The sequence below is a fragment of the Homoserinimonas sp. A520 genome (assembly GCF_054489245.1).
In genome coordinates this window covers 408,792-425,001 of record NZ_JBTMWX010000001.1, presented here as the reverse complement: position 1 = coordinate 425,001, position 16,210 = coordinate 408,792, and the positions used below count along the sequence as shown (strand labels likewise).

Annotated in this window: 10 protein-coding genes; 3 read left to right on the top strand and 7 right to left on the bottom strand. The window is 65.9% G+C overall.

What is annotated here, in order from left to right:
* Nucleotides 1-32 precede the first annotated feature (32 nt).
* Nucleotides 33-740 (top strand): lysophospholipid acyltransferase family protein, encoded by a 708-nt coding sequence (locus ACX3PH_RS02170; protein WP_459088911.1) that lies wholly within the window; start codon nucleotides 33-35, stop codon nucleotides 738-740.
* Here the strand turns inward: ACX3PH_RS02170 and ACX3PH_RS02165 are convergent.
* Together ACX3PH_RS02165 and ACX3PH_RS02160 are read right to left on the bottom strand one after the other, a co-directional pair.
* On the bottom strand, nucleotides 737-868 hold the full coding sequence (locus ACX3PH_RS02165; RefSeq protein WP_459088909.1) for a putative transporter small subunit: 132 nt from the start codon (nucleotides 866-868) through the stop codon (nucleotides 737-739). The genes ACX3PH_RS02170 and ACX3PH_RS02165 overlap by 4 nt on opposite strands.
* 9 nt (nucleotides 869-877) lie before the next feature.
* Nucleotides 878-2,599 carry a sodium:solute symporter family protein gene (locus tag ACX3PH_RS02160; protein WP_459088907.1) on the bottom strand — a complete coding sequence of 574 codons (1,722 nt, stop codon included), beginning with the start codon at nucleotides 2,597-2,599 and terminating at the stop codon, nucleotides 878-880.
* Nucleotides 2,600-2,897: 298 nt separating this feature from the next.
* Here ACX3PH_RS02160 and ypfJ point away from each other — a divergent pair, with 298 nt between their 5' ends.
* Nucleotides 2,898-3,761, top strand: coding sequence for a KPN_02809 family neutral zinc metallopeptidase (ypfJ, locus tag ACX3PH_RS02155; RefSeq protein WP_459088905.1), 864 nt, complete (start codon nucleotides 2,898-2,900; stop codon nucleotides 3,759-3,761).
* 15 nt (nucleotides 3,762-3,776) lie between these two features.
* Here the strand turns inward: ypfJ and ACX3PH_RS02150 are convergent, their stop codons facing one another.
* From ACX3PH_RS02150 to ACX3PH_RS02140, 3 genes are read right to left on the bottom strand one after another with little or no spacing between them, the layout of a single operon-like run.
* On the bottom strand, nucleotides 3,777-4,232 hold the full coding sequence (locus ACX3PH_RS02150) for an adenylyltransferase/cytidyltransferase family protein (RefSeq protein ID WP_459088903.1): 456 nt from the start codon (nucleotides 4,230-4,232) through the stop codon (nucleotides 3,777-3,779).
* Between the two features lie 46 nt (nucleotides 4,233-4,278).
* Nucleotides 4,279-5,517: an O-antigen ligase family protein gene (locus tag ACX3PH_RS02145; RefSeq protein ID WP_459088901.1), complete on the bottom strand. Its 1,239-nt coding sequence runs from the start codon at nucleotides 5,515-5,517 to the stop codon at nucleotides 4,279-4,281.
* Nucleotides 5,517-7,046, bottom strand: coding sequence for a Wzz/FepE/Etk N-terminal domain-containing protein (locus ACX3PH_RS02140; protein WP_459088899.1), 1,530 nt, complete (start codon nucleotides 7,044-7,046; stop codon nucleotides 5,517-5,519). Before ACX3PH_RS02140 ends, ACX3PH_RS02145 begins: the two co-directional genes overlap by 1 nt.
* Nucleotides 7,047-7,260: 214 nt before the next feature.
* Here ACX3PH_RS02140 and ACX3PH_RS02135 point away from each other — a divergent pair, with 214 nt between their 5' ends.
* Nucleotides 7,261-9,102: a right-handed parallel beta-helix repeat-containing protein gene (locus ACX3PH_RS02135; protein ID WP_459088897.1), complete on the top strand. Its 1,842-nt coding sequence runs from the start codon at nucleotides 7,261-7,263 to the stop codon at nucleotides 9,100-9,102.
* On the opposite strand, the gene ACX3PH_RS02130 is transcribed toward ACX3PH_RS02135, so the two are convergent.
* Together ACX3PH_RS02130 and ACX3PH_RS02125 are read right to left on the bottom strand one after the other, a co-directional pair.
* Complete coding sequence (locus ACX3PH_RS02130; RefSeq protein WP_459088895.1) at nucleotides 9,099-10,247, bottom strand: hypothetical protein; 1,149 nt, start codon at nucleotides 10,245-10,247, stop codon at nucleotides 9,099-9,101. The genes ACX3PH_RS02135 and ACX3PH_RS02130 overlap by 4 nt on opposite strands.
* A 102-nt stretch (nucleotides 10,248-10,349) precedes the next feature.
* Nucleotides 10,350-16,166 (bottom strand): PKD domain-containing protein, encoded by a 5,817-nt coding sequence (locus tag ACX3PH_RS02125; RefSeq protein ID WP_459088893.1) that lies wholly within the window; start codon nucleotides 16,164-16,166, stop codon nucleotides 10,350-10,352.
* Nucleotides 16,167-16,210: the final 44 nt, after the last annotated feature.

The window sequence follows — 16,210 nt, the reverse complement described above, 5'->3', positions numbered from 1 at the left end:
CTTGACTGCCGCACGCTCACTCGGAAGGTCGCATGCTCAAATTCCTGTCCCGCCTGATCCTGGCGCCGCTCGCGCGCCTGGTCTTCCGTCCGCGCATCGTCGGGAAAGCCAACGTTCCGACCTCCGGTCCGGTGCTGATCGCCAGCAACCACCTGTCGTTCATTGACAGCGTTGTGATCACCCTGGTCGCACCGCGGTCGGTCTCGTTCCTGGCCAAGGCGACCTACTTCACCGGCACCGGATTCCGCGGGTGGGTGTCACGTGTGTTCTTCACGTCGATCGGCGCGATCCCGGTTGAGCGCGGCGCGGGACATGCGGCTCAGGACGCCCTCGACAGTGGGCTCAGAGTGCTCCGCGAGGGCGGTGCCTTCGCGATCTACCCCGAGGGCACCCGGTCCCTGGACGGTCGCATCTACAAGGGCCGCACCGGTGTTGCGTGGCTGGCACTGACATCCGGAGCCGTGGTCGTCCCGGTCGCACTTACCGGAACCGAGAATCTGCAGCCGGTCGGTTCGCGGCGACTCAGGCTGGCGAAGGTGACGGTCGAGTTCGGCACACCGCTCGACCTGGGCTCTCACGGGCGTGCAGACTCGGGGCGTGCCCGCCGCAAGGCGACAGATCAGGTAATGGATGCCATCCAGCACATGTCAGGGCAGGTGCCGGCTGGTGTCTACAACGAGCCGCCGGCCACCGTCAGCGAGCGGATGCGCCGCGTACTTCGAAGCCCGTGGCAGCGTTAGATGATGCTGCGACCCTCACGTCGGGCCTGCTTGAGCTCGCGGATGAAGGCGCGGGCGATTACGAACAGCACGCCGGCTACGACGACGGGCCAGATCAGCACGTACAGGGTCAGCAAGACGATTTCCATGGGTGCTCCTTAGCGGGACGGTGTCGGGATCAGGTCGGCGGCCTCGCCGGTCGGGTCATCAGCTACGACCGGACCGGGAGCGTCCGGTCCTTCCGGGTCGAAGTCACCGGTGCGCTTGCTGATCAGCTCGAAGTCGAAATTCTGCTTGCTTCGGAACGACATGAAGTAGCAGATGATCGTGCTGACGGCGTAGGCGATCAGCGACCCGCTGAGCACGGCGTACTCGTGCAGGAATCCGATGGCGAATGGGGCCACCGCCACAGCGGCGATGCTGCCAGCGATGAGCGCTACCCGCTTGCCGAAGAAGCCGAACGCCATCAGTCCGATCACCACGCCGACACCGACAACCGAGAGGATGTCGAACAGGATGCCGGTGACGCCCGCCATCGAGAACCACTCGAATCGCACCGGGATGAACAACGCCAGCGCGGCCAGCACCGATACCGTGAACGCGGCGTTGGTGACTTTCTTCCAGTAGAAGCTGGCGATCACCGGGAACACCAGGGCACCCCAGAGCGCACCGACGAACACCAGCATGTCGAGGATGTTCATTTGCCCGGTGGCGAAGAACAGCGCCGCCGCTACAGCCACGATCATGGTGATGCGACCCACCAGCAGCATGACCTTCGGGTTCGAGTTCTTCCTTCCGGCGATGTTCTGGCCGTAGACATCCGCCATCATGATGGACGACAGCGCGGCCAGGTCGGAGTCGGCGGTTGATGACAGCGCGCCGATGACCATGAGGAAGAACAGGCCCAGGAGGATCGGGCCCAGGTAGGTCGCCGCCATCTGTGGGATCAGGTTGTTGACGTCGCCATCCAGCGGCTTAATGCCGAGGTAGAGGGCGATGACGCCGAGCATCCCGACGCCGATGACGGTTGCGCCGTACCCGATGGTGGCGGTGACGAACGTCTTCTTGATCAGGTCTTCCCGAACTGCGAAGAGCCGCTGGGCGATGGTCTGGTTGCCGATCGCGTAGGCGAGGACTGCGGCAATGTAGGGGGCGCCCTGGTTGAGGAAGGCGTCCGAGGAGAAGAAGTTCTTCTGCTCGGCGGAGAGGTTGCCTGCCCCTTCAATGAAGATGGATGGTCCGCCGGCGGAGATGAAGATGATGGGGATGATGATCACCACTGCGCCGAGCATCGCCATCACCTGCGCGAAGTCGGTGAGCACGGATGCGCGGAAACCCGACCACAGCGTGTACAAGAGAATGCCGGCGGCGATGATGAGGATGCCCTGGCCGAAACTGAGCGGGGAGAGCAATGCAATGAGCGCTCCACCAGCGATGAAGTTGGAGGTGAGGCTGATCAGGCTGCCTAGGATGTTCGACCCGGCGAGCATCAGCTGGCTTGAGCGGCCGTGCCGCGCGTACATGACCTCCGCCAGGGTGTGGGCCCGCGGTGCGACTTTGCGGATCCGCCGCCCGAACGGATAGATGAAGAGGATCATCAGCGCACCCCAGAGCCCGTAGTGGATGGGGCCGGAGATCCCGTAGGTGTAGCCGGAGGTTGCCGATGCGTACAACGATGACGCCCAGATCCAGGTGGCGGTCATTGACGCGGCGGAAATGCCGAAGCCGATCTTTCCGCCGGCGGTCATGTAGCCGTCGGCGTTCTCCTTCTTCTTTCGGATGGACATGGTGATGAGGAAGGTGCCGCCGAAGAAGACGAGCAGCAGTGCGATGGTCATCACTCCGCCCAGCTGAGTGAGTATTCCGCCGTTTTCTTGCATGCCTCTTCCATTCGTCAAGGTGGTCAGACCGCGTTTGTGGCGCGCGGGCGCGCCACATCGTTCCGCTCGATTTCGAGCTTGTGACCGCACAGGGGCTGTGGCCCACTTCGCGTGCGTGTCTTCCGCCGGCGCGTCTTGGTGGCCGGGTCACTCTGGCTGCCTCCCGAGCGAGCCCGATGGTCATGGGCGTGGCTCTAGGGTGGCGACTACAGTCTTCGAGGTTAGCAGGGCTCGGGCGTAACCCCTAAAGACGGTGTGATTCGACGCACCCGCCCGACCTCTGGACTAACTTCGGGTCATGACCTTCAACGACAACGCGCGCAGCGGCGGAGGGCGCGTCTCCAAGCGAGGCCGCAACACCGGGTTCGCAGTCGGCGGCGGCGGCATCGGGCTGATCGCCATCTTCCTGATCTCCCAGGCATTCGGCGTTGACCTCAGCGGGTTGCTGGGCGGCGGCACCACCGGCAACAGCGCCAGTGACACCACTCTGCAGAACTGCGAGACCGGCGCGGATGCCAATGCGAACCTGGAGTGCCGCCTCGACTTCGCCGCGCAGTCGATGGACGCCTACTGGGAGCGTGAGCTCGGTGCGGCGTACACGCCACCGCCGCTCGTGCTGTTCGAGCAGTCCGTCGGCACCGGATGCGGCAGTGCGACCAGCGCCGTCGGTCCGTTCTACTGCCCAGCCGACCAGACGGTGTATCTCGATATCGGTTTCTACGATGAGCTGCGCACCCGTTTCGACACGGATGCCGGCCCGCTGGCACAGATGTATGTCATCGCCCACGAGTTCGGGCACCACATCCAGAACCTGGAGGGCACCATGAACTCGATCAATCGAGGCGACACCGGGCCGACCTCTGATGCGGTCAGGCTGGAGCTGCAGGCGGACTGCTATGCCGGCGCCTGGGCGGGAGAGGCGTCGACCGTTCCGGACGAGTCAGGCACTCCGTTCCTGAAGCCGATCACCAGCACCCAGGTAGCGGATGCCCTGGACGCGGCATCCGCGATCGGTGACGACCGCATCCAGGAGTCGACACAGGGGCAGGTGAACCCGGAGGCGTGGACTCACGGTTCGAGCGAGCAGCGGCAGCAGTGGTTCGAGACCGGGTTCGAGCAGGGTGCCGACAGTTGCGACACGTTCGCTGTCGGCGCGCTCTGACCTGATCCCTGATTCTCAGCCCAGGCTGCCGGTAGCGGCGGGTCGGTCGAAATCATCCATGCTGTCGAGAGCGTGCCTCAGCGCTGTGCTGGAGGTGTCGATCGTGTACGGGAAGTAGACGACTTTGACGCCGACGGCCGCGAATTCGCGTTCGAGCTTCAACCCTTTCTGGGTTCCGCGCCAATCGTCACCTTTGAAGAACACGTTGAATCCGACCTCACGCCAGGTTTCGAGCTTGTCGGGTAATGACTCGATGACGACTGAGTCGACGTACCGGATGCTGCGTACGATCTCCAGCCGCTCCGTTAACGGGACGGTAGGGCGGATGCCCTTGGTAAGTTCCAGCATCTCGTCGGAGACGACTCCGGCGATGAGGTGGTCGCACTGTTCTTTCGCGCGCCGCAGGATGTTCAGATGGCCGACATGGAAGAGGTCGTAAGCGCCGGCCGCATATCCGATTCGTAGGGTCATTTCACTCATCCGGGGGTGTGAGGAAAGGTTGACTAGGCGGATCAGCCTACGCTCCGGGTGCCGCCTGCACCAGTGGGTATCGCACTAGTTTCTGGCGCTGCACCGGGGAGCGGTGTCCGGGCTCGATCAGGAGCGAAATGCAGAAGAAGAGAACGAAGATGACGCTCGACTCCACGAGTCCGTTCTCGGCAACGCTCCTGACCAGCAGCAGCACGAGCAGGGGGAATGTGAGGTTCCGCAGTTGGGGTGATCGCGCACTCTCGACGAGGGTGAGGAAGACCCAGACGAACACCAGAACCAGGCCGATGATCCCGGTCTGGCTGAGCACGGAGACCCAGCTGCTGTCGAGCACCTGGGTTTCCCACCAGCGCTGGTCGACTTCGACCGTCTTGACAGCCAGCCCGGCGCCGATCCACTTGTGCCAGGTGTCCATCGGGATGTCCAGCACGGCCTGCCATGCGATGGTACGGGAACTCAAGGTCGCCAGTTCCTGGAGGTTTTGACCGCGGACCGCCACCTGAGCCACGAAGTCGGTGAACGCCACGATCGTGTAGATGACCGGTGCGAGCAGGATGAGCACGATGCCGGCTGAATGCGGCAAGGGCCACGACAGCATGATCGCGAGAATGATCGCGAGTACGGCCACGAACAGCGTCGTACGGGAACCGGTGGCGAGGACGATGACGCTGAACGTGAGCATGAGCACGGCCGTATGGGTGCGCAGTCCGGAACGGGTGACCTCGATGGCCAGCCCCACCAGGGGCGGCGCCGCGAGTCCGGCGAGTTCGTTTGGTCTCATCGCCGGTATCCCGCCGGCAAGCCTGCCCTCCGAAAGGAATTCGGGTATGCCGGTCACCGCCCCGATGAGGCCGAGGATGCCCATGGCGATGAGCAGGGAGCGGAGCAGATCGAGTGGCGTCGTCGTGCAGGTGAGGGTGTAGACCGTGGCGGCGACCAGGATGATCCGAACTGCAAGGACCAGGGACGGCACCGGGTCGCCGGCGGCGAGGGCTCCGAGGCAGGACACCGCGACGATGGCGATGAGGAACGAGAAGGAGCGGATGCCGACGCGTGCGTGCATCCGATACCGGTGGTAGATCGCCAAAGCGCAAAGGAACGCCGTGAGCGTGACCAGGGCCTTGGTGATGACCACCGGGTCGGCTCCGCCGGCATACAGCGTGTCGGGACGCCATGACACCACACTCAGCACTAGGAGGAACCAGGTGCTGACGAGGATGGGCAGTGTGGGCGTGGTGCCGGTTCGACTCGGTGTCGAAGCGGACATCAGCCCTGCACCACCTGTTCTTCCGTGACCTCCGGGAGGGTGCTCGGTTCCGTGCCGGGCTTCGGATCCGGGTCGGCGGCGTTGAGGTCGGCGGTGTTGAGTTGGTCGCCGTCGAGGTGGCCAGCATCGAGATCGTCGGCCTCCAGCAGCGCCGGAGCGGTGGTGGTGGCAGCGGTCGGGGCCGGCTTGCGGCGAACCCCGATGAGCGCTTTGGCGGGCTTGGCCCGGAAGTCCTCCGGTCGCCAGGTCGCAGGCAGGTCGATGTGCCGGCCCCGCGGCACGTCGAACAGTACGACGCCGATGGGGCGTACGCCGACGATCCGCAGTTGACTGATGGCCCGTGCCAGGTCACCGTCGGTCGACCGCGCGTGGCGAGCGACCACGACGGCAACGTCGGCGTAGGGCCCGAGCAGGGGGAGGCTGGCTGGATGGCTGGTCTGGGTCGATTGGGCGATGACGACATCCGAATCGGAGACCAGGCTGCCCACCACGGTGCGCAGCGAGGCCTCGGCCCGGTTGCCGGTGATGACGGCAGTACCGGCCGGCAGCACCCGAATGCCGTGGCTCTCGAACGCGACAGCACTCTCCGCAAGCGTGCTGGTGCCCTCAAGGAGCTCGGCCAGTCCTGCTGCCTGGCGCACCGCTGCCAGCTCGGTGGTATCCGTCGATCGCTCCGTCTCGACCAGGAGAACGTCACGACCGGTCGAGGCGGCAGCATGGGCAAGACCGAGGCGGATGCGCGCGGGCGTCGCCCTCTTCCCCGCAGGGACGAGGAGGAGCAGGCGCGGCATCCCGCCCCCGTTGGCTTGCCGAATGGTGAGCAGCGCATCCGCCATCGCCGCGGGGACGAGCGGCTCCACGTTCTCGTGACGCCGCGGTGGCCGACGCACCGGGATGGCGCCCAGCACCGGGAGTCCGCTTGCGCGCCGCACGTCGGCGATGTTTCGAAGCCGACGGTCGAAGCGGGTCAGCAGCAGCGCGGCGACTGCGCCGAGCGCGAGTCCCGCTACGAGGCCCAGGCCGATGATAACGGTCTTCTGCGGGGCGCTCGGTGTCGGCGGTGCAGTGGCGGAGATCCGTTGATCCAGCAACACGTTGGACTTCTCGATGTCCGCCACGACCTCGGCCAGGTTGCTGGCTGCTGCATTGGCGATCGTGGCAGCCGTGTCCGGGTCGTCGGCCTGCGCACTGACGTTGACGAGCACGGTGCTGTCGGGGTTCTCTGCCGACACCATTGTCTTCAGCTGTTCCAATGTCACGTCGAGGCCGAGCTGGTTGATGGTCGGTCTCAGCACGCCTTCGCTGTGCACCAGGTCGGGGTAGGAGGCGACCCGATCCTGGGAGAATTCCGAGCGCTCGGCGAGGGTCGCGCTCGAGTCCTGCACCGAGAGGAACATCGTGGCAGTGGCTGTGTAAGTGGGCGGGATGCTGAACGCGATGATGGCGGCCGTTCCCAGTCCGAGCACGACGGCCGACACGATAGCCAGCCATCGTTGGCGGAAGATCTCGAGATAGCCCAGACTCTCCACGCTTGGGCACCCCCATTTCGGGTAGGGTCGCACGGAATATTCAGGGTATCCGCCGATGCCCGTCATCGCCAGCCCTCCCGCTCGACAAGTTTCCTGCGGGGGTTCATGGGGGATTCCGCCGCGGCGGCATCTATGGCAATGTACCCGTGTGCCCCTTTTTGGGGGTATGTTCGCTCGCCATACCCGGTGACGCGCGAACTCAGGAGGAGCGCGTATGTCCGCCACTGAACCGACTCGCAGCGTGAGACCGCGTCCTCGTTGGCTGGTCCCGACGCTGGGCGGGGTGGCGGCGGTGCTCGTGGTCGCTGCGGTCGTGGTGGCCTCCTTCGCCGGTCCTGGCACCGCTGGGCCTCCTGGCGACCCCGGAGTGCCTCCCCTGCCATACGTCGACGGGCTGGGCGCGCCGGATAGCGCGGGAGCGGATGCCGACGACGCCGGTTCTGCCCCGGTCGGCACCGCGCAGTACGAGCCCCCTCCCGGCGCGCTTTTCGTGTCGCCAACGGGGAACAATGACCACTCGGGCGGGGTGGATGACCCGCTGCTCACCATCAAGGCCGCTATCAAGCGGGCTGCGCCAGGCGGTGCCATCGTTCTGCGTGCGGGCGAGTACCACGAGAAAGTCACCATCCCCGAAGGCAAGCCACTCATCATCCAGTCGTATCCTGGCGAGCCGGCCTGGCTGGATGGCAGCCGGGTCGTTGACGGGTGGGCCGCTGCCGGGGAGCACTGGTCAACAGGCTGGGACCTGATTTTCGATTCCAGTCCGACCTATTCGCGAGGGGTGGACGACAACGCCGAAGAGCATTGGCAGTTCATCAACCCAGAGCATCCGCTGGCCGCCCACCCGGATCAGGTCTGGATCGACGACACTCCCCTTCGTCAAGCTGGAGCGATCGCCGAACTGGACCCGCTGTCGTTCTACGTGGACGAAGTGTCAGCCACCCTCTACCTGGGTGCAGACCCGACCGGTCACGTCGTGCGGGCCAGCGCACTCCAGCGTGGGCTCAGCATCAGGGCGGAGGGGAGCACCATCCGTGGAATCGGTATCCGTCGCTACGCACCGTCGGTGCCCGATATGGGGGCCGTCACCATCGAACGCCCGGGCGTCACCTTTGAGAACGTCGTCGTGTCGGAGAACGCCACCACCGGACTCTTCGTGACGGCGGCGAAGGCGACCCTGCGCAATGTCACGGTGACTCAGAACGGGATGATCGGCATCGCCGCGAACTACGCGGATGAGTTCCTGGTCGAGGGGGTGAAGTCCTCCGACAACAATGTGGAATGGTTCAACAAGGCTCCTGTCGCGGGGGGACTGAAGCTGACCCGGTCGCGCCTCGTGGTGGTCACCGGCTCCGAATTCTCGCGTAACAACGCGACCGGGTTGTGGTTCGACCAGTCGTCCCGTGACCTGGCTCTCACCGGCAGCCGGATGGAGGGGAACCAGGGGCATGGCGTGTTCCTGGAGCTCTCAGCCCGCGCGGTCGTTGTCGGCAATGTCATGGCCGGGAACCGGGACCTCGGCATGAAGATCAATGACACCAGCAGCGTGGAGATCCGCCACAACATCGTCTCCGGCAACATGAATGCCATCTCCGTGCTGCAGGACGAACGGCTGAAGAGCGACCTGAGCGTGCCCGGACATGACGAGCGTCACATGGACGACGCCACGATCACCTGGCTCGGTACCGACGTGACAATCGTGGGGAACACGCTCGTCGGCAACGGCGAGCGCGGCTTGCTCTGGGTAGAGGACTACTCCCGAGAGCGCAGTGCGGAAGACTTCGGCATCACGGTGGAGGGCAACCTCTATGCGCGGGCGGAGAACGGAGACCCGGCGACACTCATCGCCTGGCCGATGAGCGCGACCGGGTCAACCATGTTCAGCACGCTGGACGACTTCACCGCCAACTCCGGTCAAGAGACGAGCGGGCGGGAGTTCCTCGGAGGCGTAGAGAGCACGCGCGAGAGCGGTGCCGAGGCGGAGGTGCCGGAGGTGCCCGGGTGGGTGGCAGAAACGTTCGCTGCCTACCCGGCCGTCAGCGAGGCCCTCGGCTAGCTGCCTCGCCCTCCCGGACTCTGCCGTACCAGCGGTACGAGGACGAGGAAGCGGATGGCGAGGCCTCCGAGAACGGAGGCCAGCGCGAGCACCGCGGGAACCCACTGCACGCTGCCCTCTGCTGCCAGCAGTACCCAAGCGAAGGCGATCGCGATTGCGGTGTCGCCGGCACGCACGGCGAAAACCGCGGCCTGGCGGCCACCGACAGCCGCAAGGGCGCCGTAGGGCGTTACCGCCGCAATGGAGGCCGTATAGGCGATCCAGCCGATCACCGCCAGCAGGTCGGGGGCGGTGCCGAAGAGCAGTGCACCCGCCCACGGCAGCGCGGCAACCAGAACCGCACCAACCAGCACGGTGAAGCCGACGAGGGCGAGCACCGAACGATCCGCCCGACGCAGCTTCTCGCCCACCGGCTTTGCCTTGTCGCTGGCGAATGAGACGAAGAGGTAGGAACTGAGCCCGCTCACCGCGAGCGTTGCCGGCGCCACATAGACCCTCCCGGCCTCCAGGAGGCCAGTAGCGGCCAGACTGGCCAGCAGGGTGACCAGGGTGCGGACCACGGTCAGCATCGCCGGACGCAGGAACTGCTGGCCGGAGCGCCAGGCACCGTACCGGAACACCTCGAGTGCCCCGCCGCGCTCCATCCGGACCAGGAATCGTTCCTCTCGGGGGAGCAGCATCGCGCCCAGCGCGATGGCAGCCACCTGGCCGGCGGCGATGGCGGTGAAGAAGGTCAGCAGGCTGAGCGTGCCGGTCAGCGCGACCGCGCCGATCACCCCGAGCGCGACGACTAACGACGCGAGGTCGATCAGCGTGACCCGCCAGAAACCGAATCCGGCCATGAGCAGCCGCCGCATCAGTTCCTCCACCGCGAACAACGCAACGGCGGCACCGAACACGGCGGCGGTTGCGCCGTCGAGGAGTCCGGAGGACCAGGCGATCGCCGCAGAGGCGATGGCGGAGGTGACGGCGATTCCCAGGGCGAATAGCTGGAGCGCCGAGCGGATGCGGTTCAGGCGGCGTTCCAGCACGACCAGGGAGTCGCCCACCAGTCCGCTTGCCGTGCCGGCGACGAGCGCCATGACTCCGTAGGCGATCGCGAACGCGCCCAGCCCCTCGAAGCCGAGCGTGCGTGCGATGATCACCTGGATCGTGAAACTCGCCAGCGCTTGCGCGCCTTGCGAACCTACCGCTCCCAGGGCTGCGCTTCGAGCCCTCACTTTGGTCTGGCCCTCACGCTCGACAGACTACTGCGGGGTGCGGGCGAGGAAGTTGTCGTACCGGATGACGATGGGGGCGTTGGGCGACGAACTCGAGATGTAGCTCTCGAATCCGATGGATCCGGCGGACTGCAGCGCGGCCGTCGCATCCGTCACGCTCAGCTGCCATGCTGCCGGTTCTGTCGTCCCGGCCCGCCACAGCTTCGCCTGGATCGTCGTGGGGTTCGTGCCGGTGACCTGCAGCTTCAGGATCAGGATGTCTCCTGGTGCGTAGGTCAGCCCCGGCACCGTCATGTTCGCGAGAACCGCCGACGAGCCGGTGAGCAGCTGGAGTCCCACCACCCCTCCCGGCTGCAGGCGCGCTCGGCCCTGGTAGAACTCCGATCCGACCTGGCGCCCGACGATGCCCACCACGACGTGGCCGGACTCCGCTGCCTTGTCGCTGGAGATCTCGACCTGCGCTTCGACGTCAGTGACGCTCACCGCGCCGAGAAGGGCGCGGCGCACTGCTCCGGGCGAGCTGTGCAGGAACGCTCCCGAGCCGCCGGACACCGTGTAGGTGGAGTTCACGTTGGAGCTCCACGCCCCGCCGGTGGTCGCTGTTCCCCACCCGGCAGCGACGGTCCGCTCGAAATCGTCGGCGGCGATCGGGGCAGGCGGTCCGCCGGGGGCTGCGGCCTCCACAAGGTGGTTCACGTTGGCGGTGGCGCCGGCGGCATCAGTGACGGTCAGGGTGACGGTGTAGTTGCCCGCCGCCGCGTAGTCGTGGGATGTCGTCACTCCGGTCCCCGCGGGTGATCCGTCGCCGAAGTTCCAGGCGTAGGCGGTGATCGCGCCCTCCGCGTCTGAGGAGCCGGATGCGTCGAAGCTGGCGTTGAGCTGGTCAGTAGCGCTGGTGAACGCTGCCACTGGTGGGGTATTGGCCGGAGAGTCGGTGACAGTGACCGGATGGCTCACCGTTCCGGTCGCCCCCTGGTTGTCGGTCACAGTGAGGGTCACCGTGTAAGTGTCGGCGGCGGCGTAGCTGTGGCTCGGGCTGGCCTCGGTGCTGGTCGCACCATCACCGAACGCCCAGGAGTGTGTGGCGATCGTACCGTCCGGGTCGCTGGAACCGGCCGAGTCGAAGCTGGCCGTGAGTCCCGCCAACGTGTTGGTGAATTGTGCGGCGGGGGCGATGTTGGCTGGTCCGGCCGCCTGGTCGTGGCCGGCGACTGCGAGGAAACTGTCGTAGTTGATGGCGACCGGGGTGTTGGTGGCTGAGCCGGAAAGGTAGGTGACGGTTCCCACTGAGCCGGCGAACTGCAGGCCGGCGGTCGTGGAGGTGGTGGTGAGGGTCCAACCGGTCGGTTCAGGCGTGCCGGCCTTCCAGAGCTTGCCGCGGATGGTCGTCGGGCTGGTGCCGTAGGCCTGCACCTTCACCAGCACCACCTCACCGGGGGTGTAGGTCATCCCGGGGATGGTGGTGGCTTCCAGGATGGTCGAGCCGCCCTGCAGCAGCTGGAAGGCCATGTCTCCGCCGGCGAAGTAACGCACGCGGGCCTGGTAGAAGTCGTTGCCGACCTGGCGGGCGATCAGCCCGGTGTAGGCGCCACCACCGGTGATCGTCTTGTCGATCGACATGCTGCCGGTGACCGTCACGTCGTTGGTGGAGACGGCGGGCAGCCAACCCTGGCGAGCGTTCCCGGCGTTGTGGGCGAAGACGCCGACCCCAGCACCGACCGAGGAGTTGCCGGCCGAGTTCGTCGTCCAGTCGCCACCGGCATCCGCGGTGCCCCATCCGGCGGCCACCGTGCGGGAGAACTCATCCCGGGCCAGCACCGTCACGGCGGGCGGTTGCCCGGCGGTCACCACGTGCGTCACCGTTGCCGTTCCGCCGCTGTTGTCGGTCACCGTCAGCACCACCGTGTAGTCGCCGGCGGCCGCGTAACTGTGGGCAGGGGTCTCCCCGGTTCCGGTGGAGGCGTCACCGAAGTCCCACGTGTAGGTGCTGATCGTGCCATCCGTGTCATCCGATGCCGACGCATCGAAGGCGACCGCGTTATCGGTCACCGCATGCGTGAACTCCGCCGTCGGCAACACATTCACAGCACTCACCGTCACCGGTGACGAGAACGTCGCCGTGCCACCCTCGTTGTCGGTGACAGTCAGGGTCACGGTGTAAGTGCCGGCAGCGTAGACGTGACTGGTGGTCACGCCGGTGCCGGTCGAACCGTCGCCGAAGTCCCACGCGTAGCTGCTGATCGTGCCATCGGGATCAGACGAGGCCGACGCATCGAAGCTGACGCTGGTGTCGGTGATCGTGTTGGTGAATTGTGCGGTGGGGGCGAGGTTGGTTGGTCCGGCTTCCTGGTCGTGACCGGCGGTGGTGAGGAGGCTGTCGTAGCTGATGGTGACCGGGGTGTTGGTGGCGGAACCGGACAGGTAGCTGATGGTTCCGACGGTGCCGGCGAATTGCAGGCCGGCCGACGAGGAGGTCGTCGACAGGGTCCAGTCGGTCGGTTCGGGGGAGCCGGCTTTCCAGAGCTTGCCGCGGATGGTCGTCGGGCTGGTGCCGAAGGCCTGCACTTTCACCAGCATGACCTCGCCGGGGGTGTAGGTCATCCCGGGGATGGTGGTGGCTTCCAGGATGGTCGACCCGCCCTGCAGCAACTGGAAGGCCACGTCTCCGCCGGCGAAATAACGCACGCGGGCCTGGTAGAAGTCGCTGCCGACCTGACGGGCGATCAGCCCGGTGTAGGCGCCACCACCGGTGATCGTCTTATCAATCGACATGCTGCCGGTGACGGTCACGTCGTTGCTGGACACATCCGACAGCCAGGCCCGGCGGGTGGACCCGGCCGTGCCGTGGGTGAACACTCCGACGCCGGAGCCGACCGAGGTGTTGCCGGCCGAGTTCGTCGTCCAGTCGCCACCGGCATCCGCGGTTCCCCACCCGGCGGCCACCGTGCGGGAGAACTCATCCCGGGCCAGCACCGTCACCGCAGGCGGCTCCCCGGCCGTCACCACGCGCGACATCGTCGCCGTTCCGCCACTGTTGTCGGTCACCGTCAACACCACCGTGTAGTCGCCGGCGGCCGCGTAACTGTGGGCAGGGGTCTCCCCGGTGCCGGTCGAGGCGTCACCGAAGTCCCACGCGTAGGTGCTGATCGTGCCATCCGTGTCAGCCGACGCCGACGCATCGAAGGAGACCGCGTTATCAGTCACCGTGTGTGTGAACTCCGCCGTCGGCAACACATTCGCCGCACTCACCGTCACTTGGTGGGTTGTCTCTCCCACCCATCCGTCGTTGTCCGTCACCGTAAGGGTCACCGTGTAGTCGCCCGGCTCCGCATAGGTGTGAGACGTGGTCTCCCCGGTGCCGGTCGACCCGTCACCGAAGTTCCACGCGTAGGTGCTGATCGTGCCGTCCGAGTCGGACGACGTCGACGCGTCGAAGCTCGCCACCACGCCGTCCGCACTGTGAGTGAACGCGGCCACGGGTGGAACATTCGCGGTGTTGCGACCCGAGAGCGTGAAGTGGCTCTGGATCTGCGCGCCGCTCAGTGGCTGGGGATAGATAGCCACTTCGTCGATCTGCCCGTTGAAGTAGCGAGCGCCGCTCCAGGTGTTGTCGCCGCCGATGCGCCAGTAGCCCCAGTAGTTCTGGCCCCACGTCGTGTTGGGGTTCACGCCGGCGCGGACGCCGTCGACCCAGAGTTCCATCCCGTTCGGGCCGAGGCTGCCGACCACGTGGTGCCACGCATTGTCGTTATAGGCGCTCGCGCTGCGGATGATCTGCGTGTTGCCGGGGTAGACGCCGAAGTTCAGCCGGCCCAGGGTATCCATGTAGATGTGGCGGTCGTAGTTGCTGGAGTTGTTCGACTGGGACGAGCCGAATCCGACGATCTTGCCGCCGACGAGGGTGTTGGTCTTGAACCAGGCTTCAACAGACAGGGTGTTGTCACGCCACACCCGTTGGCTGGAGGCCGTATAGCTGTTCGTCGCACCGGTGAAGTCCGCGGCGGTATTGCTGTCGCCGACGATGGCTCCGGTCTCACCGAAGCCCACACCTGCTCGCGCAAGCGCATTGGCGCGACCGACGCTGTCGATCGCCGTGCTGCCGGCGGAATCTCCTAATCGCCAGTAGTTCGTCGGCTGGTCGTTCATGACCCCGCGGGCGTACTGGCCGAGCGTCCCCGAGCCACTGGCGGAGAACGACACGGTGGAGCCCCAGCCGTTGTTTCCGAAGGGGTCGATTGCCCTCAGGCGATAGGTGTAGTTCTGTCCAGGAGTCAACCCGGTATCGAGGTAGGTCATCGTTGGCTGGTTATAGAAGCGGGAACTCTCGATCTTCTCGAAGATGGGCGAGGCGGTCCTGCCGTCACGGATGATCTGGTAGGTCAGGTGCTCGTTGTCCCGGTCGTAGTTTGCCGGCCAACTGAGGGCGATCACACCGGATGCCGGCGAGCTCATGCTGGGAACGAAATTGTCTCCGGTCAGGCGCGGCCCGTCGAGATTGGGGGCGATCGACGGGACGGCAAACCGCACCAGGCCTTGCTGCGCTCGGCCGTTCACCTGAGTGAACTCGCCACCGTAGACGGCGTACTGGTCGTTCGAGTCGACGTCCCAAGGGCCCTGGAATTGTCCGGTGAATGAACCCAGGTTGATGTTCGGGAAGAAGTTGAGGAGTGACGGCGACTTGTTGCCTACCCAGTTGGGGTAGCCGTATGGGTCGTTCGAAACGACGCCGGTGGCTTCCTTGGTGAACGCGATCCCGCGGTGGAAGGTCCACGGGTCGGTTTGCGGGAATCCGTCGATGTTCCCGCAGTAGTGCGGGTGGCCGGCGGCATAGATTGCCCCGCTGGAGGATGCGGAGACGGAGTAGGTATCGCCATGGCAGTCGTTGATCCAGACGATCTGGCTGTCTGACCAATTCGCCCGGAAGATGCCCTCGAGATTGCCTCCGGAACCGAAGACATAGCCCGAACCGTAGAAGCTGTCGGCGTCGGACTCGAGGGCGAAGATCGCCGCTTCAGTCCCGGCATTGCGCACCTTCGTGTTGGCCGCGAATGGCGTGACGAGTTGCCCCTGGGCCGCATCCACCATGGCGAGTCCGTAGCCAGGGTTGTTGGAGCCGTTGACCGTCGTGAAGTCACCGCCGATGACGACCTTCGATGCATCGGGGGAGATCACGACGCCGTAGGCGCGGCCTCCCGCCAGCTCCGGTGCCCAGCCCGTGATGCTGCCGTTAGCTGTCAGCGCAGCGGCCGCGCCCAACCGGGTGTTTCCGCTGACGGAGGTGAACGGGCCGGAGAAGTACACGGTCGCGTTCGTGGCGGTGACAGCGTAGACACGATAATTCGCACCAGGGGTGAACGATGGGATCACGTTGCCGGTTTGCGTGTCGAACGCGACGATGCGGTTCCGGGTTGTGCCATTGACCTGGGTGAAGTCGCCCACCACGTAGAGTCGGGTGCCGTCGGGCGAGGCAGCCAGGGCGCGCACCTGGGCGTTGAAGGTCGGAGCCCACGGGAGCAGGGTGCCGGTGCTGAGGTTGTAGGCCAGCATGTAGGAGCGGTTGACCTCGTTGGCGCCGGGAGCGGATCCAAACGGTCGCGCCCTCGAGAAGTCGCCGGACACGTAGACGGTGTCCCCGACGATCACCTGGTCCCAGACGACCCCGTTGATCTGGGGTGTCGGGAGTGGATCCGTCGACACGGTCGACGGCGTCGGTGCCGCCGGAGCTGTATCGGCGACCGCAGGCGAGACCTGGACCATCGAGAGCAGTGAGGTGACGAGCACGGTGGCGGCGATAACCGACACGATTCGCAGTGGGGTAGGCGACATGAGTCCGGGTGAGCGCATGGTGTCCAACTGTTCGGGTTCAGTCGGCGGCTAGGGGGTTCCGC

Coding starts and splice junctions, on each gene's coding strand:
- ACX3PH_RS02170 (WP_459088911.1), top strand. CDS start 33: ATGCTCAAATTCCTGTCCCGCCTGATCCTGGCGCCGCTCGCGCGCCTG.
- ACX3PH_RS02165 (WP_459088909.1), bottom strand. CDS start 868: ATGGAAATCGTCTTGCTGACCCTGTACGTGCTGATCTGGCCCGTCGTC.
- ACX3PH_RS02160 (WP_459088907.1), bottom strand. CDS start 2,599: ATGCAAGAAAACGGCGGAATACTCACTCAGCTGGGCGGAGTGATGACC.
- ypfJ (WP_459088905.1), top strand. CDS start 2,898: ATGACCTTCAACGACAACGCGCGCAGCGGCGGAGGGCGCGTCTCCAAG.
- ACX3PH_RS02150 (WP_459088903.1), bottom strand. CDS start 4,232: ATGACCCTACGAATCGGATATGCGGCCGGCGCTTACGACCTCTTCCAT.
- ACX3PH_RS02145 (WP_459088901.1), bottom strand. CDS start 5,517: ATGTCCGCTTCGACACCGAGTCGAACCGGCACCACGCCCACACTGCCC.
- ACX3PH_RS02135 (WP_459088897.1), top strand. CDS start 7,261: ATGTCCGCCACTGAACCGACTCGCAGCGTGAGACCGCGTCCTCGTTGG.
- ACX3PH_RS02125 (WP_459088893.1), bottom strand. CDS start 16,166: ATGCGCTCACCCGGACTCATGTCGCCTACCCCACTGCGAATCGTGTCG.